The organism is Aeromonas sp. (assembly GCF_051657805.1).
Taxonomy (GTDB): domain Bacteria; phylum Pseudomonadota; class Gammaproteobacteria; order Enterobacterales; family Aeromonadaceae; genus Aeromonas.
Map to the genome: position 1 here is coordinate 19,484 of NZ_JBOFLJ010000027.1, position 17,560 is coordinate 37,043.

Sequence of the window (17,560 nt, forward strand, 5' to 3'; positions counted from 1 at the left end):
GCCTGCATGATGCAGGCTTTTTCGATCCGGCGGATGGCCAGGGATGATGAAAACTTACCGAATATTCGGCCTATCCCCCTGCCCCACTCTCCTGCCCATCAGGGGAAGACGATCAGCCCTATCTGCTCCAGCAGCCCCTGCTGCTGCTCTTCGCTGATCTGCACCCCCTCCAGGTTGACCCGCCGCAGATCCAGCCCGGGCAGATCGCACTGGCGCAGGTCGCAGCCCTGCAGGTTGAAGCTGGTCCAGTCTATTTGCCCGAATTCGGAACCGCTGAGATCCGACCCCGCCAGGGAAGCCCCCAGCAGGTTGGCCCCCTGCCAGCGGTTGCCGCCGAGTTCACACTTCTCCAGCAGGCAGCCCTCGAAGTTGCCGTAGCTGAAGTTGTTGCCCGTCAGGTGCGCCTCGCAGAAGTAGCTCCTCGGGGTGATCTGGTTCGCGAAGCTGGCGTTGGCGAAGTTGATGCCCATGGCCTGGCACTCCCGCAGCTCCAGCCCCAGGCACTGGCTGCGGCTCATGTCCGCCAGGGTGAGATCGCATCGCAGGAAGCTGGCCTCCCGCAGATCGCAGCCCTGCAACTGGCAGCCCAGCTCGCGCTCCCTGTCGTAGAAGCTGCAGTCGACGAAGCGGCTCTCGCTCAGATCCAGCCAGGAGAAGTTGCAGTCGATAAAGCGGCAGTCACTGAAGTCTTCCTCATCCACCTCCCGCTGCTCGAACCGCTTCCCCTCGAAGCGCTTGCCCTTGATCATCGGGATCCTCCTCCCATGGTGTCATATGCTGACTTTGTTGCGCAAAACCGGTAATGTTACCTGTAACATTTTCACCGGATCCCGAGATGAACGACACCCGCAAGCGCCGCCCCACCCTGCAAGACATCGCCGACCTGACCGGCGTCACCAAGATGACCGTCAGCCGCTATCTGCGGGATCCCCAGGCCGTGGCCGAAGGCACCCGCGAGCGGGTCGCCGCCGCGGTGGAGGCCCTCGGCTACATTCCGAACCGGGCGCCGGAGATCCTCTCCAACGCCACCAGCAAGGCCATCGGCATCCTGATCCCCTCCCTCTCCAACCAGGTCTTCTCCGCCGTGGTACACGGCATCGAGTCGGTGACCCGGCCCGCCGGCTACCAGACCCTGCTGGCCCACTACGGCTACAGCCCCCAGCGGGAGGAGGAGCAGGTCGCCTCCCTGCTCTCCTACAACGTGGATGGCCTCATCCTCTCGGACAGCCAGCACACGGAGCGCACCCGCAAGATGATCGCCACCGCCGGCATCCCTGTGGTGGAGACCATGGATCTGCCCCAGGATCCCATCGACATGGTGGTCGGCATGGATCACAGGGCCGCCGCCCGGGCCATGGTAACAGAGATGCTGCGCCGGGGGCGGCGCAAGGTGGTCTATCTGGGGGCCCGGCTCGACGTGCGCACCCAGTTGCGGATGGAGGGCTACTACCAGGCGATGAACGAGGCCGGTCTCGAGGGGCGGCACCTGCTGACCGAGCAATCCTCCACCTTCACCCTGGGGGGCCAGTTGCTGGATCAGGCGCTGGCGCGCTATCCGGATCTGGACGGCCTGTTCTGCACCAACGACGACCTGGCGGTGGGGGCCCTGCTGCAGTGCCAGGCCAAGTGGATCCCCGTGCCCCAGCAGGTCGCCATCGCCGGCAGCAACGCCCTCGACATCGGCCACGCCATGACCCCCAAGCTCGCCAGCATAGTCACCCCGCGCCAGGCGATAGGGCGCGAGGCGGCGGCCATGCTGCTAGCCCGGCTGAGCGGCCAACCCCAGCCCGAGCGCCGCAGGGACATGGGCTTCTCCCTCTATGAGGGGGAGAGCCTGGGCTAGACGGCTCCGGGCCTCGCCCTCTGGGGGAGACATGCGCCCCTCATTCCCCTTCGAATGAAAAACAGGCCACCCCGGGGTGGCCTGTTTGATTTTTCTAAACTGTGAAGGCTTAGCGTTTAACCAATTCAACCGCTTCACGGGAGAGGCGGGTCACCTCGTCCCAGTTGCCGGCCTTGACCGCGTCAGCCGGCAGCATCCAGGAGCCGCCGACGGTGGCCACGCATTTCAGCGCCAGATAGTCGGCCACGTTCTTCGGGCCTATGCCGCCGGTGGGGCAGAATTTCACCTGGGGCAGGGGTGCGGCGATGGCGGACAGCGCCTTGGTGCCACCGTTCGCCTCGGCCGGGAAGAATTTCAGGTGATCGTAGCCTGCCTCCAGCGCCTGCATCACCTCGGACGGCGTCGCCACCCCGGGGATCAGCGGCGCCGTGCTCCCGGCCGCATGGGCCAGCAGGGCCGGGGTCATGCCCGGGGAGATGACGAAGCGGGCACCGGCGGCCACGGCGGCGTCAAACTGGGCGCAGTTGAGCACAGTCCCCGCGCCCACCATGGCCTCCGGCATCTCGCGGGCGATGAGGGCGATGGCGTCCAGCGCCACCGGGGTGCGCAGGGTGATCTCGAACACCGAGATGCCGCCGGCCAGCAGAGCCTTGGCCATAGGCAGGGCCTGCTCCAGGTCGCTGATGACCATCACGGGTACCAGGGGGGAGGCGGCAAACACCTCGGCGGGAGTCACTTTCCAGTTTTGCATAGCTCTTCCTTAATCAAAGATGGTGGCGCCACACTCGGCGCTCGATACCGCGCGACGCATCACGCTGAACAGTTCACGACCCCAGCCCTCTTGCTCCAGGGTCAGGTCAATCTCGGCCTGAGTGCGGCCACTCAAGTCGGTCAGGCAATCGAGGCGGCCGGTCTCGGCATCCACCCGCAGCAGATCCCCGTCTCGCAGCAGGCCGATGGCACCGCCGTGCAGGGCTTCCGGGGTAACGTGGATGGCGGCCGGGATCTTGCCGGAGGCGCCGGAGAGGCGGCCGTCGGTGACCAGGGCCACCTTGTGACCCGCCTTCTGCAGGTTGCCGAGCACCGGCATCAGCTTGTGCAGCTCCGGCATGCCGTTGGCGGCCGGACCGTTGTGACGCACGACGATGACGGCATCCTGATTGAGATCACCGGCCTTGTAGGCCGCCTCCACGGCATGCTGGGAGGAGAAGACCCGGGCAGGCGCCTCGATGACGCGGTATTCCGGTGCCACGGCGGAGACCTTGACCACGGCGCGGCCCAGGTTACCCGCCAGCAGCTTGGTGCCGCCGGTGGCCTGGAACACTGACCCTGAGGGGGACAAGACGCTCGGATCCTGGCTCTCCCCCACCGGCTGCCACACCAGCTCCCCATCCCGCAGTTGCGGACGGCTGAGGTAATCCTCCATCTCGCCGAAGGCCGGGGTGGCATCCATGTGGATCAGTCCCTCCTGGGCCAAACGGCGCATCAGGCCCGGCACGGCGCCGGCCTGCTCGAAGGCGTTCACGTCCGCCGGGCCGTTCGGGTACATACGCACCAGCAGCGGCACCACATCGGAGAGATCGCTCAGGTCATCCCAGGTCAGCTCCAGGCCGGCGGCCCGGGCCAGCGCCACCATGTGGATGCTGTGGTTGGTGCTGCCACCTGAGGCGAGCAGGGCCACCAGGCCGTTCACCAGGGCGCGCTCGTCCAGCACCTGACAGAGGGGGCGATAGGCCGGAGAGCCCGGGATCATGGCGCTGATGCGGCGGGCCGCCTCGGCGGTCAGGGCCTGGCGCAACTCGCTGTGGGGATGCACGAAGGCGGAGCCCGGCAGCATCAGGCCCATGGCCTCGAACACCAGCTGGTTAGTGTTGGCGGTGCCGTAGAAGGTGCAGGTGCCGGCCGAGTGGTAGGCGCCGCACTCCATCTTGAGCAGGGCGTCGCGACCCACCTCGCCGGCGGCGTACTGCTGGCGCACCTTCACCTTCTCGTCGTTGCTGATGCCGCTGGCCATGGGGCCGGCGGGGACGAAGGCGGTGGGCAGATGGGCATGGGAGAGCGCCCCCATGATCTGGCCCGGGGCTATCTTGTCGCAGATGCCGAGCAGCAGGGTGGCGTCGAAGGTGTTGTGGGACAGCGACAACGCCGTGGCCTGGGCGATGAGATCCCGGGAGAACAGGGACATGTCCATCCCCGGCTGCCCCTGGGTCACGCCGTCGCACATGGCGGGCACGCCGCCGGCCACCTGGGCGCTGTGGCCGAGCTCCGCCAGCACCGTCTTGATCTGGTCCGGATAGCCCTGATAGGGCTGATGGGCGCTCAGCATGTCGTTGTAGGCGGTGACTATGCCGACGTTGGCACGGGTCATGTCGAGGATGCGCCCCTTCTCGTCACAGCTGGAGGCGGCCACTGCGTGGGCCAGGTTGCCGCAGGCCAGGGCGGCGCGGGTCTTGCCCTGCTCGGCCTGGCGCTGGATGCGGGCCATGAAGGCGGCGCGGCGGGCGCGACTGCGCTCGCGGATGCGGTCGGTGACGCTGGCAATTACCTGATGGATCATTGGGCTTGCTCCAATGCTGTGACGGCGCGATCGACCACCTGTTCGAAGGTACCGTCTATATCGATATGGAATACCCCGGCCTCGCCATCCGGCCGCTCCAGGGTATCAAACTGGCTCTGCACCATGCCTTCACGCATGAAGTGGCCCTTGCGGGCGCGCATCCGCTCGAGGATCAGGGGCTGGCTGCCGTCGAGGAACAGGAAGTGCACCGAGTTGTTGCCCTCGCGGATCTGATCCCGGTACTGCTTCTTGAGGGCGGAGCAGACGATCACCCCCAGCTCGTTCTTCTGCTCTAGGCTGTAAGCCGCATCACGGATCCGCTCGAGCCAGGGGGCGCGGTCCTCGTCGTTGAGGGGGTTGCCCCCCGCCATCTTCTGGATATTGGCACGGGGGTGCAAGTCATCACCGTCGATGAACTTGGCGCCGAGGAGTTGGGCCACCCGAAGGCCGACGCTGGACTTGCCGCTACCACACACACCCATCACGATAATGCTCTTACCCGCCATTGTTTGACCTCTATCTCATTTTTCAAAAAACGTGCTGTCGATGGGTTCTAACTTAGCACGTTACCGGTAACATGTTACCGGTAACAACTAGAAATGTGAAGTCTGCCACAGACTGGACACACTCAGTCATCCCCGCCATCACGGGTCGACGAGTGAAAAATAAATATAAATAAATCATGCAGATATGCTTGATGCCCGCGCACCAGGCTATCGCTATCGAACTTGGAATAAGGAACGCATAACAATGTCAGACCTCTCCCTGATCATGACGGCAGCCGGCTCCATAGTGCTGCTGCTCTTTCTGGTGATGAAGGCCCGCCTGCACGCCGTCGTCTCCCTCATCTTGGTCTCCATGGTCGCCGGCCTCGCCGCCGGCATGAACCCGGCCGAGATCGCCGCCACCATCCAGAAAGGGATGGGAGGCACCCTCGGCTTCGTGGCCGTAGTGGTGGCGCTTGGCGCCATGTTCGGCAAGGTCATGGAAGTGACCGGCGCCCTCGACCGGGTAGCCCACACCCTGCTCGGCACCTTCGGCGTCAAGCGCGCCAACTGGGCCATGACCCTCACCGGCTTTGTGTGCGCCCTGCCGCTCTTCTTCGACGTGGCCGTGGTGCTGCTGATCGGGGTCGCCTTCGCCATCGTCCGCCGCGGCGGCGGTAGCGTGGTGAAGATAGGTATCGCCCTGCTGGCGGGCATCGCCACCTGCCAGGCCTTCCTCATTCCCGCCCCGGGCCCCATCCTGGTGGCCTCCCAGCTGGGTGCCGACTTCGGCTACATGATACTGTTCGGCCTGGTCGCCGCCATTCCGGCCATGATCCTGGCGGGCCCGCTGTTTGGCCAGCTGATCAGCAAGGTCGTGGACGTGCCGCTCCCCGCCGATGCCCAGAACAGCATTCACGACGACAGCAAGACACTGCCCTCCTTCGGGCTGGCCATGGGCCTCATCGGCCTGCCGCTGCTGCTGATCGGCCTCAAGACCATCGTCAGCCGCTTCGTGGAGGCGGGCTCCACCCTGCACGACTGGCTGGAGTTCATCGGCCACCCCTTCACCGCCATCATGGTCGCCTGCCTGGCCGCCTTCTATCTGCTGGGGGTGCGTCGCGGCATGTCCCGTGACGAGGTGATGAACGTCTGCAACAGCGCCATCCAGCCTGCCGGCGTCATCATCCTGGTGACGGGTGCCGGCGGCGTGTTCAAGCAGGTACTGGTGGATTCCGGCGTCGGCGCCGCCCTCGGCAACACCCTGGCGGATTCCGGCCTGCCCATAGTCGCGCTGGCCTTCATCCTGGCCGCCGCGGTGCGGGTCATCCAGGGCTCGGCCACCGTCGCCATGCTGACCGCCTGCGGCCTGGTACTGCCCATGCTGGAGCCACTTGGTCTCAATGGCGCCCAGCTGGCCGCCATCACCATCGCCATCGGCGGCGGGGCCATCGTCTTGTCCCACGTCAACGACTCCGGCTTCTGGCTGGCCAACCGCTACCTCGGCCTCAGCGAGAAGCAGACCCTGCAGACCTGGACCGTGATGGAGACCATCATAGGCACCACGGGTGGGGTCATGGCGATGATCATCTACAGTTTCCTGTAAGGCAGCGACCCATCGAAAAGGCCTCCCATGTGAGGCCTTTTCAACTTCTTGATGATTCTTTTACTTTGGCTGAGGGAGTGAGGTTGCTAGAATCGCCTATTCATTGCCCCGAGTGGAACGCTTAACCCCGTGATTTCAGGTTTCTCTATGCATTCATCGGCACATTATCGACAGTCGCTGACACGTTTGCCCCAGATCGCGGTCTCCGCCGATCAGTTTCAGGTACTCAGCAGCGCCAAGGAATTCAAGAGCCGGATCCTCTCCCTCATCGCCGGCGCGACTCAGCGCATCTATCTGATCGCCCTCTACCTGCAAGACGATGAGGCGGGGCGGGAGATCCTCTCCGCCCTCTATGCCGCCAAGCAACGCAACCCGGCCCTCGACATCAAGGTCTTCGTCGACTTCCATCGCGCCCAGCGCGGCCTCATCGGCAAGGGCAAGCAGGGTGGCAACCACCTGATGTATCAGGAGATGGCCGCCCGCCACGAGCACCCGATCGAGATCTACGGCGTGCCGGTGAAGGGGCGCGAGCTGCTCGGGGTCTTGCACCTCAAGGGCTTCATCTTCGACGACACCCTGCTCTACTCGGGCGCCAGCCTGAACGACATCTACCTGCACCAACAGGATCGCTACCGCTTCGACCGTTATCACCAGATCCGCAGCCAGGCGCTGACCCGCAGCATGGTCAACTACGTGGACGACGTCTTCCTGCGCAGTGACGCCGTCCAGCGGCTGGATCGCACCGGCATCCCGGGTGCCAAGCAGCTGAAAGGGCAGATCCGCCGCTTCAAGCAGGCCCTGCGCACCAGTCAGTACCGCTTCGAGACCATACTGCCCAACAGCCAGGAGGTGGCCGTCACCCCCATGGCGGGCCTGGGCAAGCGCGGCAACCAGCTGAACCGGATGATCCGCAACCTGGTGCGGGCCACAGATCGCGAGATCTTCATCTGCACCCCCTACTTCAACCCCCCCAAGGAGTTGAATAAGGACGTGGAGGCGCTGCTCAAGCGCGGCTGCAAGGTGACCATAGTGGTCGGCGACAAGACGGCGAACGACTTCTTCATCCCGCCGGATGAGAAGTTCTCCACCATAGGCGGCCTGCCCTATCTGTACGAGACCAACCTGCGCAAGTTTGCCGAACGCAACCAGCGTCACATCGACAGCGGCCGCCTCAACCTGATGCTCTGGTGCTGCGAGAAGAACTCCTATCACCTCAAGGGGATCTTCGTGGACGAGGAGTGGGCACTGCTCACCGGCAACAACCTCAACCCCCGCGCCTGGGCGCTGGATCTGGAGAACGGCCTGCTGGTACACGATCAGCACCATCACCTGCGGGCGCGCTTCGCCGAGGAGCGGGAGAACATCCTGGCCCATACCCGTCGCATCAGCCGCTTCGATCAGATAGAGCAGATCCAGGACTACCCGGATCAGGTGCGCAAGCTGCTGGCCCGGATCCACAGGGTCAAGGCCCATCTGCTGCTCAAGCGCATCATCTAGGTCAGCACACCAACCGCTGACGGGTCAGAGCGCATTATCCAGGGTGCGAAGCGCGGCCCGTCTCGCCCCTTCAAAGGCCTGCCAATCTCGGCAGGCCTTTGTCATTCATGGCGCGCCATCGTCACACCCGGGCAAGGCGCGGCTTGCATCGCAACATCAATAACCCCTATCATCTGGACATATTTACAGTGTTTCCGGGCATCTAATTGATGAAATTGGATAAAATCTCCCTCGACAGCCTCAAGGGCGTCGGCAGCAAGATGCTGGAGAAACTCGAACGGCTGGGACTCGCCACCGTGCAGGACCTGCTGTTCCACCTCCCCTTACGTTACGAGGATCGCACCCAGGTGTGGCCCATCGGCGATCTGCCGCCGGGTCTGCACGGCGCGGTCGAGGGGGAGATCCAGGATACCCAGCTGGTCATGGGGCGCCGCCGCATGCTGGTGTGCCGCATCAGCGATGGCACCGGCACCCTGACCCTGCGCTTCTTCAATTTCACCGCCGCCCAGAAGAACAGCCTGGCCCAGGGCCGATTGCTCCGTTGCTTCGGCGAGGTGCGCCCCGGCAAATACGGGCTGGAGATGGCCCACCCCGAGTACAAGCTGCTCGGCGAGGAACAGGCCGGCCAGACCGAGGAGGCCCTCACCCCCGTCTACCCCACCACGGAGGGCTTGCGCCAGCTAACCCTGCGCAGCCTCACCGACCAGGCCCTGGCCCAGCTCGATCTCTATGGGGTGGAGGAGCTGCTGCCAGCCGGCCTCTATCCGCACCAGATCGAACTCGCCGCCGCCCTGCGCCTGCTGCATCGCCCGCCCCCCTCGGTGGCGCTGGCGCTGCTCGAGAGCGGCCAGCATCCGGCCCAGCAGCGGCTAGTGCTCGAAGAGCTGCTGGCCCACAACCTGTCGGTGCTCAAAGTCCGAGCCCAGGCCCAGACCCAGCTCGCCCGCGCCCTCAAGCCCGCCCCCACCCTGGTCAAGCAGCTGCTCGGCGCACTGCCGTTCAAGCCGACCGGGGCCCAGAACCGGGTGGTGGCGGAGATCAGCCAGGACTTGCAGCGCACCTATCCCATGATGCGGCTGGTGCAGGGGGACGTGGGCTCCGGCAAGACGCTGGTGGCGGCGCTCGCGGCCCTGCAGGCCATCGGCAACGGCTGCCAGGTGGGGCTGATGGCCCCGACCGAACTGCTGGCCGAGCAACATGCCATCAACTTCGCGAACTGGCTGGAGCCCCTCGGCATCCAGGTCGGCTGGCTGTCTGGCAAGCAGAAGGGCAAGGCGCGGGAAGAGGCGCTCGCCGCCATTGCCGATGGCAGCGTCAAGATGGTGGTGGGCACCCACGCCATCTTCCAGGAGCAGGTGGTGTTCCAGCGCCTCGCCCTGGTGATCATCGACGAACAGCACAGGTTCGGGGTGCACCAGCGCCTCGCCCTGCGGGAGAAGGGGGAGCGGGAGGGGGTTCATCCCCATCAGCTGATCATGACCGCTACCCCCATACCCCGCACCCTGGCCATGACCGCCTACGCGGATCTCGACACCTCCGTCATCGACGAGCTGCCGCCGGGGCGCACCCCCATCACCACGGTCGCTCTGCCGGACAGCCGTCGCGGCGACGTGATCGAGCGGGTCAGGCTGGCCTGCGAGGAGGGCAAGCAGGCCTACTGGGTCTGCACCCTGATCGAGGAGTCCGAGGTGCTGGAGTGCCAGGCCGCCGAGGACACAGCCGCCGAGCTGCAGGCCAAGTTGCCCGGCCTGCACATCGGCCTGGTGCACGGTCGCATGCGCCCCATCGAGAAGCAGCGGGTGATGGAGGAGTTCAAGGCCGGCATACTGCAACTGCTGGTCGCCACCACAGTCATCGAGGTGGGGGTGGACGTGCCGAACGCCAGCCTGATGATCATCGAGAACCCGGAGCGACTCGGGCTGGCCCAGTTGCACCAGCTGCGCGGCCGGGTCGGACGGGGATCCGTCGCCTCCCACTGTGTGTTGCTCTACCACGCGCCGCTCTCCAAGACGGCCCAGAGCCGGCTCGGGGTATTGAGAGAGACCAATGACGGCTTCCTCATCGCCCAGCGGGATCTCGAACTGCGCGGCCCGGGGGAACTGCTCGGCACCCGCCAGACCGGGCTCGCGGATCTCAAGATTGCTGACCTGGTGCGCGACCAGCCGCTCATCCCTCAGGTACAGAAGATGGCTCGCTTCCTGATGGACAGGCATCCCAGCCATGTCGACCCCCTGATCCGCCGCTGGCTCGGCCTGAGAGATCACTATTCCAACGCCTGACGACACTCCGAGGGAGGAAAAGCACCGATGAATTCCTGGCTACGCGCCCTGCTCTATCTCTTTGCCTTCCTGTTGCTGTTCGTCTGGGTGGGTCTCGGCCTGTTCGACGCCGAGCGCGCCAAAGGCCCCATCGCCGACTGGCTGAGCCAGCAGACCGGGGTACCCATCACCATAGGCCGGCTGGTGTTCAATCCGCTTCACCCCTACACATTGCTGGCGGAGCAGGTGCACTACGGGGATGCGGTGCAGTTGGACAAGATCTACCTGGAGATAGACAAGATCGACTGGCTGAACCGGGACGTGCGCATCGCCCATCTCGACCTCATCCGCCCCATCATCAAGCTGCCGCTCCCCAACCAGCTGCCCACCCTGCCGGTACGTTCGCTGACCATCGGCGACAGCTCCATAGACAACCTCAGCCTGCTGAGCCCGGCGCTGACCCTGCGCGGCCTGAGCGCCACCCTGAGCGACTGGGAGCTGATCGATCCCAAGCGCCAGCCCCAGGCCAACCTGACCCTCGGCATCAATCAGCTGGAGATCCCCCAGCTCACCCTGGCCCGCCTCAGCCTGAAGGGCAGGCTGGAGGGGCAGGTGCTCAGCACCGACAAGCTGACCACCAATCTGTTCGACGGTCTGCTGGAGAGCGGCATGGTGCTCAACTGGCCGGAACGCAGCCTGCAGTTGCACGATCTCAAGGCCCGCGCCCTGCGGGTCGAGCTCGGCGACATACCGGAGGGTGAGTTCCCCCTGCGCAAGATCAGCCTGAACAGGGGCCAGTTCGAGCAGACCAGCGTCAACGCCATCGGCCAGGAGATCGCCCTCAACAACTTCAGCGGCCAGCTGACCGGCTTCGACTGGCAGGCCGGCAGCCGCCCAAGCGGCTACCTCAGCGGCACCCTGGCCGACTTCGGCCGCGGCCTGTTCCAGCTGGAGCAGATCAAGGGGCGGCTCGCCTTCTCCCCCCAGCAATACGATGCCGAGCTGCAGGGCAAGGCCTACGAGGGGGAGTTCAACCTGGAGCTGGCGCTGGACCCGGATCTGCAACGACTGACCCTCAAGGAGATGAGTCTGAGCGGCATGGACATCAGCCTGCCGGACGGTTGGTGGCGGGATTGGCAAGGCTGGCGCCCCCGGCAGATCGACGTGCGCAAGCTGACGTTCGATCGGCTGAAGGTGCTCTCCTTCGACGACGCCCTGCCGCTGTCGCTGACCGGCTGGCAACTCTACCTGACCGACCTCAGCCTGCGCGGCAGCCAGCCTGGCCCCCTGCTGGGCCGTGCCCGGGTGGAGAGCAAGTGGTTCGAGCTGGTGTGGGACGGTCTCAGCGCCCGCAACGGCGAGCTGGACGGCGAGCTCACCCCCAGCGCCTGGCAGCTCAACAAGCTGACCAGCACCCTGCCGGACGAGGGCTCCCTCAGCCTGAGCGGCCAGTGGGGCAAGGAGCCGGGCCAGAGCAGCAGCCTGCAGTTGCAGGGCAAGCAGCTGGATTTGGAGCAGTGGAACAAGCTGCAGCACCCCGGCTCTCCATCACCGGTTTCGCTGGCGGGCAAACTGGACATCAACGCCGATCTGCAGGCCATCGTGGGGGAGACCCCGGACAGCTGGCGCAGCACCCTGCAGGGCAGCCTGAGCCTGGATGCCAAGGACCCCTTCTGGGACAAGGTCGCCATCGATCCCCTGCTGGACGAGTGGTTCAAGGGAGCCCAGCCGCCGACCCTGACGCCGGAGGCGCTGTGGCAGGCGCTGCAGAAGGGAGACACCCCCTTCTACCGCGTCAAGTTGCAGGCCAAGGCGGAGCAGGGCCAACTCAAGATCGAGCAGGCCGGCGCCTCCACCATCACCCACCTGCTCGCCCTGCGGGGTGGGGTGGATTTCGCCAAGGGAGAGTGGCAGCTGGACCTCGGGGTGCTGAACAAGCAGCGCTGCGCCGAGCTGTTGGCCCAATGGCGCGGCCCCCTCGATACCCCTACTCTGGGGTGGGGCTTCCCGAGCGGGCAGAGCGAGTGCGGCTGGGATCCCGGCGTGCGCTACCCGGCCCAGGGCAGCAGCAGCCCCCTCTGGCGGCCGGTGCAGCCCAAACCGGCGCCACAGGCGGCAACGCAATAAACGAACAAGGCCTCATCACGAGGCCTTGTTGCTATGAGTAATGCAGGTTCGCGACGCTATTAGCCGCGCTTGATGGGCTGCACCACGTACTGGCCGGCGAACTCCACCGCCAGCTTGCGACCACTGAACAGCTGCACCCGCAGGCTGAACTTGGCGGACTCCTTGTTCTTGAGGGGATCCAGCACGGCGGGCATGCCTTCACGGGCCACCCTGGCCTCCGGCTCCTCGCTCACCGGCCTGTAGTATTTGATGTTCCCCTCCGCGAGGACTATGTCCCCCCCGAGCCCGGCCTCTTTCAATTGCAGCCAGATGAGGCCCCAGCCCGCCAGTACACACTGGCTGTAGATGCTGCCGGCGAACATGGTGTCGTGCACGTTGAGGTTGGCCGCCAGGTTGGCCTTGAGGTGGAAGGTCTGGCCGTCGTAATGGGTGATGTGGACTCCCATCTTCTCGCTGATGGGGATGCCCCGAGACCAGCGGGTGGTGAGATCCTGACACCACTCCGGCCGGAACTGGATGGTCTGCAGCGGGCTCAGGGACTTGATCATCTGGCGATGGGGGATGCGGCCGAAGGAGACGGGACCTTCCCCCACCTCCAGAAAGCCGCAGCGGCGATAGAACTCCACCGCCTCCTGGCGGGCGTTCATCACCAGCCGCTTCACCTTCTCGTCCCGGGCCAGCTGTTCGAGATCCTCCACCATGCGCGCCCCCAGCCCCTGGCCCCGGTACTCGGGCCGCAGTGCCATGAAGCGGATCTGGGCCTCGTCACCGCCGACGAACAGGCGACCGACGGCGATGGGGGTACCGTCCTCGGTCAGCATCAGGCGGTGGATGGCGACGGTGTCGTATTCGTCCCGCTCGGAGCCGACGGGTAGATTGAAGGGCTTGCGCAGCAGCTCCCAGCGCAATTGGTAGTAAGCATCCAGCTCGGCTGCCGTTTGGGGGGTGACCACCCGGTACATAGATACATCCTTGAGTTACACTGGTCGAAATCCATCTTGCCGTGCAAATTCATGGACTTCAATCTGCAAGCGTACCAAGCCGATCACTTATTGCACCTCAGCGTCAAACCCGAACGTCGCCTCAGTATCCTGGAAAACCGGCAGCACCGCTGGCTGGAGATGGACGGCGTGGTGCAGTCCGCCATGAGCCTGGCCGAGCCTGGCAGCCTCTGCCTGCCCCATCAGCAGAGCATCGCCGAACGGCTGCCCGCGCGGGCGAACCGGATCTTGGAGCTCGGGCTCGGCGGCGGGGATCTCACCCGCCATCTGGCGATGCGCTGGCCCAAGGCACGGCACGATTGCGTGGATCTGGACGCCGAGATCCTCACCCTGTTCCAGCAGTTCTTTCAACCATCGACCCTGCGGGCTCCGCGGCTGCACCAGGCCGACGCACTCCACTTCCTGCTCCAGAGTCGTGAGCGCTATGATCTGGTGCTGCTGGACCTGTTCAGCCAGGACGGCAACCCGCTGCTGCTGTTCCAAGCCCCCCTCTATCAGGCCCTGGCCCAGCGCCTAGAGGGAACCCTCATCGTCAACCTGCTGCCGCGCACCCGTCTCGAGCAGGATCAGGCCCTGCGGCTGACCCGGGAGTGGATAGGGCCCACCGAGGCCCATGCCGTGCCCGGTTACCGCAATGTGATTTTGCACAGCCGCCGCCAGCAGCCATAAGGTCGGCCGCCGATCCGCCGAGGGAGGCCGTCGACACCTCGACAGGTTTTCAGGCCTGCAGCCAGAAGGTCACCGGGCCATCGTTGAGCAGTCTCACCTTCATGTCGGCGGCGAAGCGGCCGGTCTCGGTCGGCAGACCGCCCGCCCGCGCCCTGGCGACGAAGTACTCATACAGCCGCTCGGCCTCCACCGGGTGGGCGCCGCCGGAGAAACTCGGCCGCATCCCCTTGCCGGTATCCGCCGCCAGGGTGAACTGGGAGACGACCAGCAGACTGCCGCCGGCCTGGCTCACGTTGAGGTTCATCTTGCCGTTCTCGTCGGAGAAGATGCGATAACCGCTCACCTTGTGCAGCAGCTTGTCGGCCTTGGCTTCATCATCCCCCTGCTCCACCCCGAGCAGCACCAGCAGGCCCCCGTCTATGGCCCCCACCACCTCGCCGTCCACCGTCACGCTGGCCTCGGCAACCCGTTGGATCAATGCAATCACCCGCGACTCCTCTGTCTGTGGGAAAGAAACGACCGCCAGAAGGCGGTCGTTGATGTTAGCAATAAGGGATGGGGTCAGGCCAATGTCTCGGCACGGCGCCCACTTGGACATGGCGATGGCAGGCCGCGAGCTCAGCCCAGCTCCTCGGCGCCCGGCTTCTCGTACTCTCCGAGGCAGGCGGTGGTCTCGGCACCGAGCAGTATCACCAGCCAGCTCAGATAGACCCAGACGAACAGGATCGGAATGGTCGCCAGGGCGCCGTAGATGGCCTGATAGGAGGGGAAGTTGGTGATATAGATGGCGAAACCGCGCTTGGCCAGCTCGAACAGGGTGGCCGCCACCAGGGCGCCGATGAAGGCGTGGGTCAGCCGCACCTTGCAGTTCGGCACGACCGTGTAGATCAGCAAAAAGGTGAGCACGGAGAACAGGAACGGCAGGCTGCGCAGCAACAGGTAGCCGGCACCGAACAGGCTGTCGGCGGCAAACAGCTTGAGGGACAGGATATAGGAGGAGATGGCGAGGCTGGCGCCGATGAGCACGGGCCCCAGGGTCAGGATCATCCAGTACATGGCGAAGGCCTGGGCCAGGGGACGGTTCTGGGTGGAGCGCCAGATGTAGTTCAGGTTCTTGTCGATGGCCGAGATCAGCATCAGGGCCACCACGATGAGGGCGCCGATCCCCACAGCCGTGGTGTTGGTGGCATTGGCCACGAAGCCGTCTATGTACTCCTTGAGCATCTCGCCGGCGGTGGGCACGAAGTTGTGGTAGACGAACTGCTCCATCCCCTGTTTCAGGCTCTGGAACACCGGGAAGGCGGACATCATGCCGAACACCACAGCGATCATGGGCACCAGGGAGAGCAGGGTCACATAGGCCAGGTAGCCGGCGGTGACGGTCAGCCTGTCCTGCTGGAAACGGCCCCAGACAAACTGGGCGAAGTGGCCACCATCGTGGCGCAAGAAGGAAACAGCATGACCGAGGCGGCCACGGATTTTCTGCAACATCGCAATTCTCGAACAATTCATCATGGGGATATTGTGTCAGATAGGGTGGCCATTTGGCCACCTGCCTGCCCTCCTGACCCGTCAGAGCCGTGGATGCAGGGATCTGACGCCCATAAAAAAAGAGGCCATAAGGCCTCTCTTTGGTCTGTCGATGAACAGATATCAAGCACGACCGGCGCGCTTGCGATCCATCTCGGTCAGCAGCTTCTTGCGGATACGGATCGCCTTGGGGGTGATCTCGACCAGCTCGTCGTTGTCGATGAACTCGAGGGCCTGTTCCAGGGTCATGCGGATCGGCGGAGTCAGCACCTGGGCTTCGTCGGTACCGGAGGCACGCATGTTGGTCAGCTGTTTGCCCTTCAGGCAGTTGACGGTCAGGTCGTTGGAGCGGGAGTGGATACCGATCACCTGGCCTTCGTAGACTTCGGTCGCGTGACCGATGAACAGACGACCGCGATCTTGCAGGCCGAACAGGGCGAAGGTCAGCGCCTTGCCGGTGGCGTTGGAGATCAGCACGCCGTTCTGGCGCTCACCGATGCTGCCACCCTTGTGCGGACCGTAGTGGTCGAAGGTGTGGTACAGCAGACCGGTGCCGGAAGTCATGGTCAGGAACTCGGTCTGGAAGCCGATCAGGCCACGGCTCGGGATCATGAAGTCCAGACGGACACGGCCCTTGCCATCCGGGGTCATGTTGGTCATCTCGCCCTTACGCAGGCCGAGTTGCTCCATCACGGAACCCTGGTGGATCTCTTCCACGTCCACGGTAACGGTTTCGAACGGTTCTTGCAGAACGCCGTCAACGGTGCGCAGGATAACTTCCGGACGGGATACGGCCAGCTCGTAACCTTCGCGACGCATGTTTTCGATCAGGATGGACAGGTGCAGTTCACCACGGCCGGAGACGCGGAACTTGTCCGGATCTTCGGTCTCTTCCACGCGCAGGGCCACGTTGTGGACCAGCTCCTGGTTCAGACGCTCCAGGATGTTGCGGGAGGTCACGAACTTGCCTTCTTTACCGGCGAACGGGGAGGTGTTGACCTGGAAGGTCATGTTCACGGTCGGCTCGTCAACGGAGAGCGGCGGCAGGGCTTCGACGGCGTTGTTGTCACAGACGGTGTCGGAGATCTTCAGCTCGCCCAGGCCGGTGATGGCGATGATGTCGCCCGCTTGCGCGTCGGCCACTTCGGTACGGGACAGACCCAGGTAACCCAGCACCTGACCGACCTTGCCGGTACGGCTCTTGCCGTTGGCACCGACTATGGTGACCTGCTGGTTGGTCTTGACGCGACCACGGGTGATACGGCCGATACCGATAACACCGACGTAGGAGTTGTAGTCCAGCTGGGAGATCTGCATCTGGAAACCGCCGTCGGCGTCAGCCTTGGGGGCTTCCACGTTGTCGACGATGGCCTGGAACAGGGGTTCCATGTTCTCGGACGGCACGTCCTGATCCATGGTGGCCCAGCCGTTCAGTGCAGAGGCGTAAACAACCTTGAAGTCCAGCTGCTCATCGGTGGCACCCAGGTTGTCAAACAGGTCGAATACCTGATCCATTACCCAGTCAGGACGAGCACCCGGACGGTCGATCTTGTTGATGACCACGATCGGCTTCAGACCCTGGGCGAACGCCTTCTGGGTCACAAAACGGGTCTGCGGCATCGGGCCGTCGACGGCGTCGACCAGCAGCAGCACGGAGTCAACCATGGACAGTACGCGCTCAACCTCACCACCGAAGTCGGCGTGACCCGGGGTATCAACGATGTTGATGCGGTAGTCGTTCCAGCGGATCGCAGTGTTCTTGGCGAGAATGGTGATGCCACGTTCCCGTTCCAGATCATTGGAGTCCATGATCCGTTCCTGACCTTCGCTGGTGCGATCCAGAGTGCCGGATTGCTGCAGCAGCTTATCAACCAGAGTCGTTTTGCCGTGGTCAACGTGCGCAATAATCGCAATATTGCGTAAATTCTCTAACATTCTCGCCTCAAATCACCGGGTAAAATTGGGCGCTAATTGTACTCTCGCCTTT

General features: G+C 64.4%; 14 protein-coding genes. 6 read left to right on the forward strand and 8 right to left on the reverse strand.

From position 1 onward, the window contains the following. Positions 1-98: 98 nt before the first annotated feature. Positions 99-749, reverse strand: coding sequence for a Qnr family pentapeptide repeat protein (locus ACRCYW_RS13060; RefSeq protein WP_438550518.1), 651 nt, complete (start codon positions 747-749; stop codon positions 99-101). A gap of 86 nt (positions 750-835) precedes the next feature. Here ACRCYW_RS13060 and ACRCYW_RS13065 point away from each other — a divergent pair, with 86 nt between their 5' ends. Further along, entirely contained in the window at positions 836-1,843 is a 1,008-nt protein-coding gene (locus tag ACRCYW_RS13065; protein WP_438550519.1) for a substrate-binding domain-containing protein, read from the forward strand. A gap of 109 nt (positions 1,844-1,952) precedes the next feature. Here ACRCYW_RS13065 and ACRCYW_RS13070 read toward each other — a convergent pair whose 3' ends face one another. Genes ACRCYW_RS13070 through ACRCYW_RS13080 form a run of 3 tightly spaced genes read right to left on the reverse strand, consistent with a single transcriptional unit; the run spans position 1,953 to position 4,906 of the window. Next, a complete protein-coding gene (locus tag ACRCYW_RS13070; RefSeq protein WP_438550520.1) occupies positions 1,953-2,594 on the reverse strand; it encodes a bifunctional 4-hydroxy-2-oxoglutarate aldolase/2-dehydro-3-deoxy-phosphogluconate aldolase in 642 nt (213 codons plus the stop codon). 9 nt (positions 2,595-2,603) lie between these two features. Further along, positions 2,604-4,400, reverse strand: a complete 1,797-nt coding sequence (gene edd / locus ACRCYW_RS13075; protein WP_438550521.1) for a phosphogluconate dehydratase — start codon at positions 4,398-4,400, stop codon at positions 2,604-2,606. After that, positions 4,397-4,906, reverse strand: coding sequence for a gluconokinase (locus ACRCYW_RS13080; RefSeq protein WP_438550522.1), 510 nt, complete (start codon positions 4,904-4,906; stop codon positions 4,397-4,399). The genes edd and ACRCYW_RS13080 overlap by 4 nt, the downstream gene beginning before the upstream one ends. A gap of 244 nt (positions 4,907-5,150) precedes the next feature. Between ACRCYW_RS13080 and gntU the strand changes: the two genes are divergently transcribed. From gntU to ACRCYW_RS13100, 4 genes are all read left to right on the forward strand, one after another. After that, positions 5,151-6,491, forward strand: a complete 1,341-nt coding sequence (gene gntU / locus ACRCYW_RS13085; protein ID WP_438550523.1) for a gluconate transporter — start codon at positions 5,151-5,153, stop codon at positions 6,489-6,491. Between the two features lie 147 nt (positions 6,492-6,638). Continuing rightward, positions 6,639-7,988 carry a CDP-diacylglycerol--serine O-phosphatidyltransferase gene (gene pssA / locus ACRCYW_RS13090; RefSeq protein ID WP_438550524.1) on the forward strand — a complete coding sequence of 450 codons (1,350 nt, stop codon included), beginning with the start codon at positions 6,639-6,641 and terminating at the stop codon, positions 7,986-7,988. Positions 7,989-8,197: 209 nt separating this feature from the next. Beyond that, positions 8,198-10,267, forward strand: coding sequence for an ATP-dependent DNA helicase RecG (recG, locus tag ACRCYW_RS13095; RefSeq protein WP_438550525.1), 2,070 nt, complete (start codon positions 8,198-8,200; stop codon positions 10,265-10,267). Positions 10,268-10,294: 27 nt separating this feature from the next. Continuing rightward, complete coding sequence (locus ACRCYW_RS13100; RefSeq protein WP_438550526.1) at positions 10,295-12,373, forward strand: membrane assembly protein AsmA; 2,079 nt, start codon at positions 10,295-10,297, stop codon at positions 12,371-12,373. Between the two features lie 59 nt (positions 12,374-12,432). Here ACRCYW_RS13100 and ACRCYW_RS13105 read toward each other — a convergent pair whose 3' ends face one another. Then, positions 12,433-13,335, reverse strand: a complete 903-nt coding sequence (locus tag ACRCYW_RS13105) for a YiiD C-terminal domain-containing protein (protein ID WP_438550527.1) — start codon at positions 13,333-13,335, stop codon at positions 12,433-12,435. A 51-nt stretch (positions 13,336-13,386) separates the two neighbouring features. On the opposite strand from ACRCYW_RS13105, the gene ACRCYW_RS13110 reads away from it, so the two are divergent. Continuing rightward, a complete protein-coding gene (locus ACRCYW_RS13110) occupies positions 13,387-14,043 on the forward strand; it encodes a spermidine synthase (RefSeq protein WP_438550528.1) in 657 nt (218 codons plus the stop codon). A gap of 49 nt (positions 14,044-14,092) precedes the next feature. Here ACRCYW_RS13110 and dtd read toward each other — a convergent pair whose 3' ends face one another. The 3 genes from dtd to typA form a co-directional block, all read right to left on the reverse strand. Next, positions 14,093-14,530 (reverse strand): D-aminoacyl-tRNA deacylase, encoded by a 438-nt coding sequence (gene dtd / locus ACRCYW_RS13115; protein WP_438550529.1) that lies wholly within the window; start codon positions 14,528-14,530, stop codon positions 14,093-14,095. 131 nt (positions 14,531-14,661) lie between these two features. Continuing rightward, positions 14,662-15,534: a virulence factor BrkB family protein gene (locus ACRCYW_RS13120; RefSeq protein ID WP_438550530.1), complete on the reverse strand. Its 873-nt coding sequence runs from the start codon at positions 15,532-15,534 to the stop codon at positions 14,662-14,664. Positions 15,535-15,696: 162 nt separating this feature from the next. Further along, a complete protein-coding gene (gene typA, locus ACRCYW_RS13125) occupies positions 15,697-17,508 on the reverse strand; it encodes a translational GTPase TypA (RefSeq protein WP_349920624.1) in 1,812 nt (603 codons plus the stop codon). Positions 17,509-17,560 lie beyond the last annotated feature (52 nt).

Bases quoted from the DNA above. Each gene is read 5' to 3' on its own strand.
- ACRCYW_RS13070 (WP_438550520.1), bottom strand. From the start codon at position 2,594: ATGCAAAACTGGAAAGTGACTCCCGCCGAGGTGTTTGCCGCCTCCCCC.
- ACRCYW_RS13105 (WP_438550527.1), bottom strand. From the start codon at position 13,335: ATGTACCGGGTGGTCACCCCCCAAACGGCAGCCGAGCTGGATGCTTAC.
- ACRCYW_RS13100 (WP_438550526.1), top strand. From the start codon at position 10,295: ATGAATTCCTGGCTACGCGCCCTGCTCTATCTCTTTGCCTTCCTGTTG.
- typA (WP_349920624.1), bottom strand. From the start codon at position 17,508: ATGTTAGAGAATTTACGCAATATTGCGATTATTGCGCACGTTGACCAC.
- ACRCYW_RS13065 (WP_438550519.1), top strand. From the start codon at position 836: ATGAACGACACCCGCAAGCGCCGCCCCACCCTGCAAGACATCGCCGAC.
- edd (WP_438550521.1), bottom strand. From the start codon at position 4,400: ATGATCCATCAGGTAATTGCCAGCGTCACCGACCGCATCCGCGAGCGC.
- ACRCYW_RS13080 (WP_438550522.1), bottom strand. From the start codon at position 4,906: ATGGCGGGTAAGAGCATTATCGTGATGGGTGTGTGTGGTAGCGGCAAG.
- ACRCYW_RS13120 (WP_438550530.1), bottom strand. From the start codon at position 15,534: ATGTTGCAGAAAATCCGTGGCCGCCTCGGTCATGCTGTTTCCTTCTTG.
- pssA (WP_438550524.1), top strand. From the start codon at position 6,639: ATGCATTCATCGGCACATTATCGACAGTCGCTGACACGTTTGCCCCAG.
- recG (WP_438550525.1), top strand. From the start codon at position 8,198: ATGAAATTGGATAAAATCTCCCTCGACAGCCTCAAGGGCGTCGGCAGC.
- ACRCYW_RS13060 (WP_438550518.1), bottom strand. From the start codon at position 749: ATGATCAAGGGCAAGCGCTTCGAGGGGAAGCGGTTCGAGCAGCGGGAG.
- ACRCYW_RS13110 (WP_438550528.1), top strand. From the start codon at position 13,387: ATGGACTTCAATCTGCAAGCGTACCAAGCCGATCACTTATTGCACCTC.
- gntU (WP_438550523.1), top strand. From the start codon at position 5,151: ATGTCAGACCTCTCCCTGATCATGACGGCAGCCGGCTCCATAGTGCTG.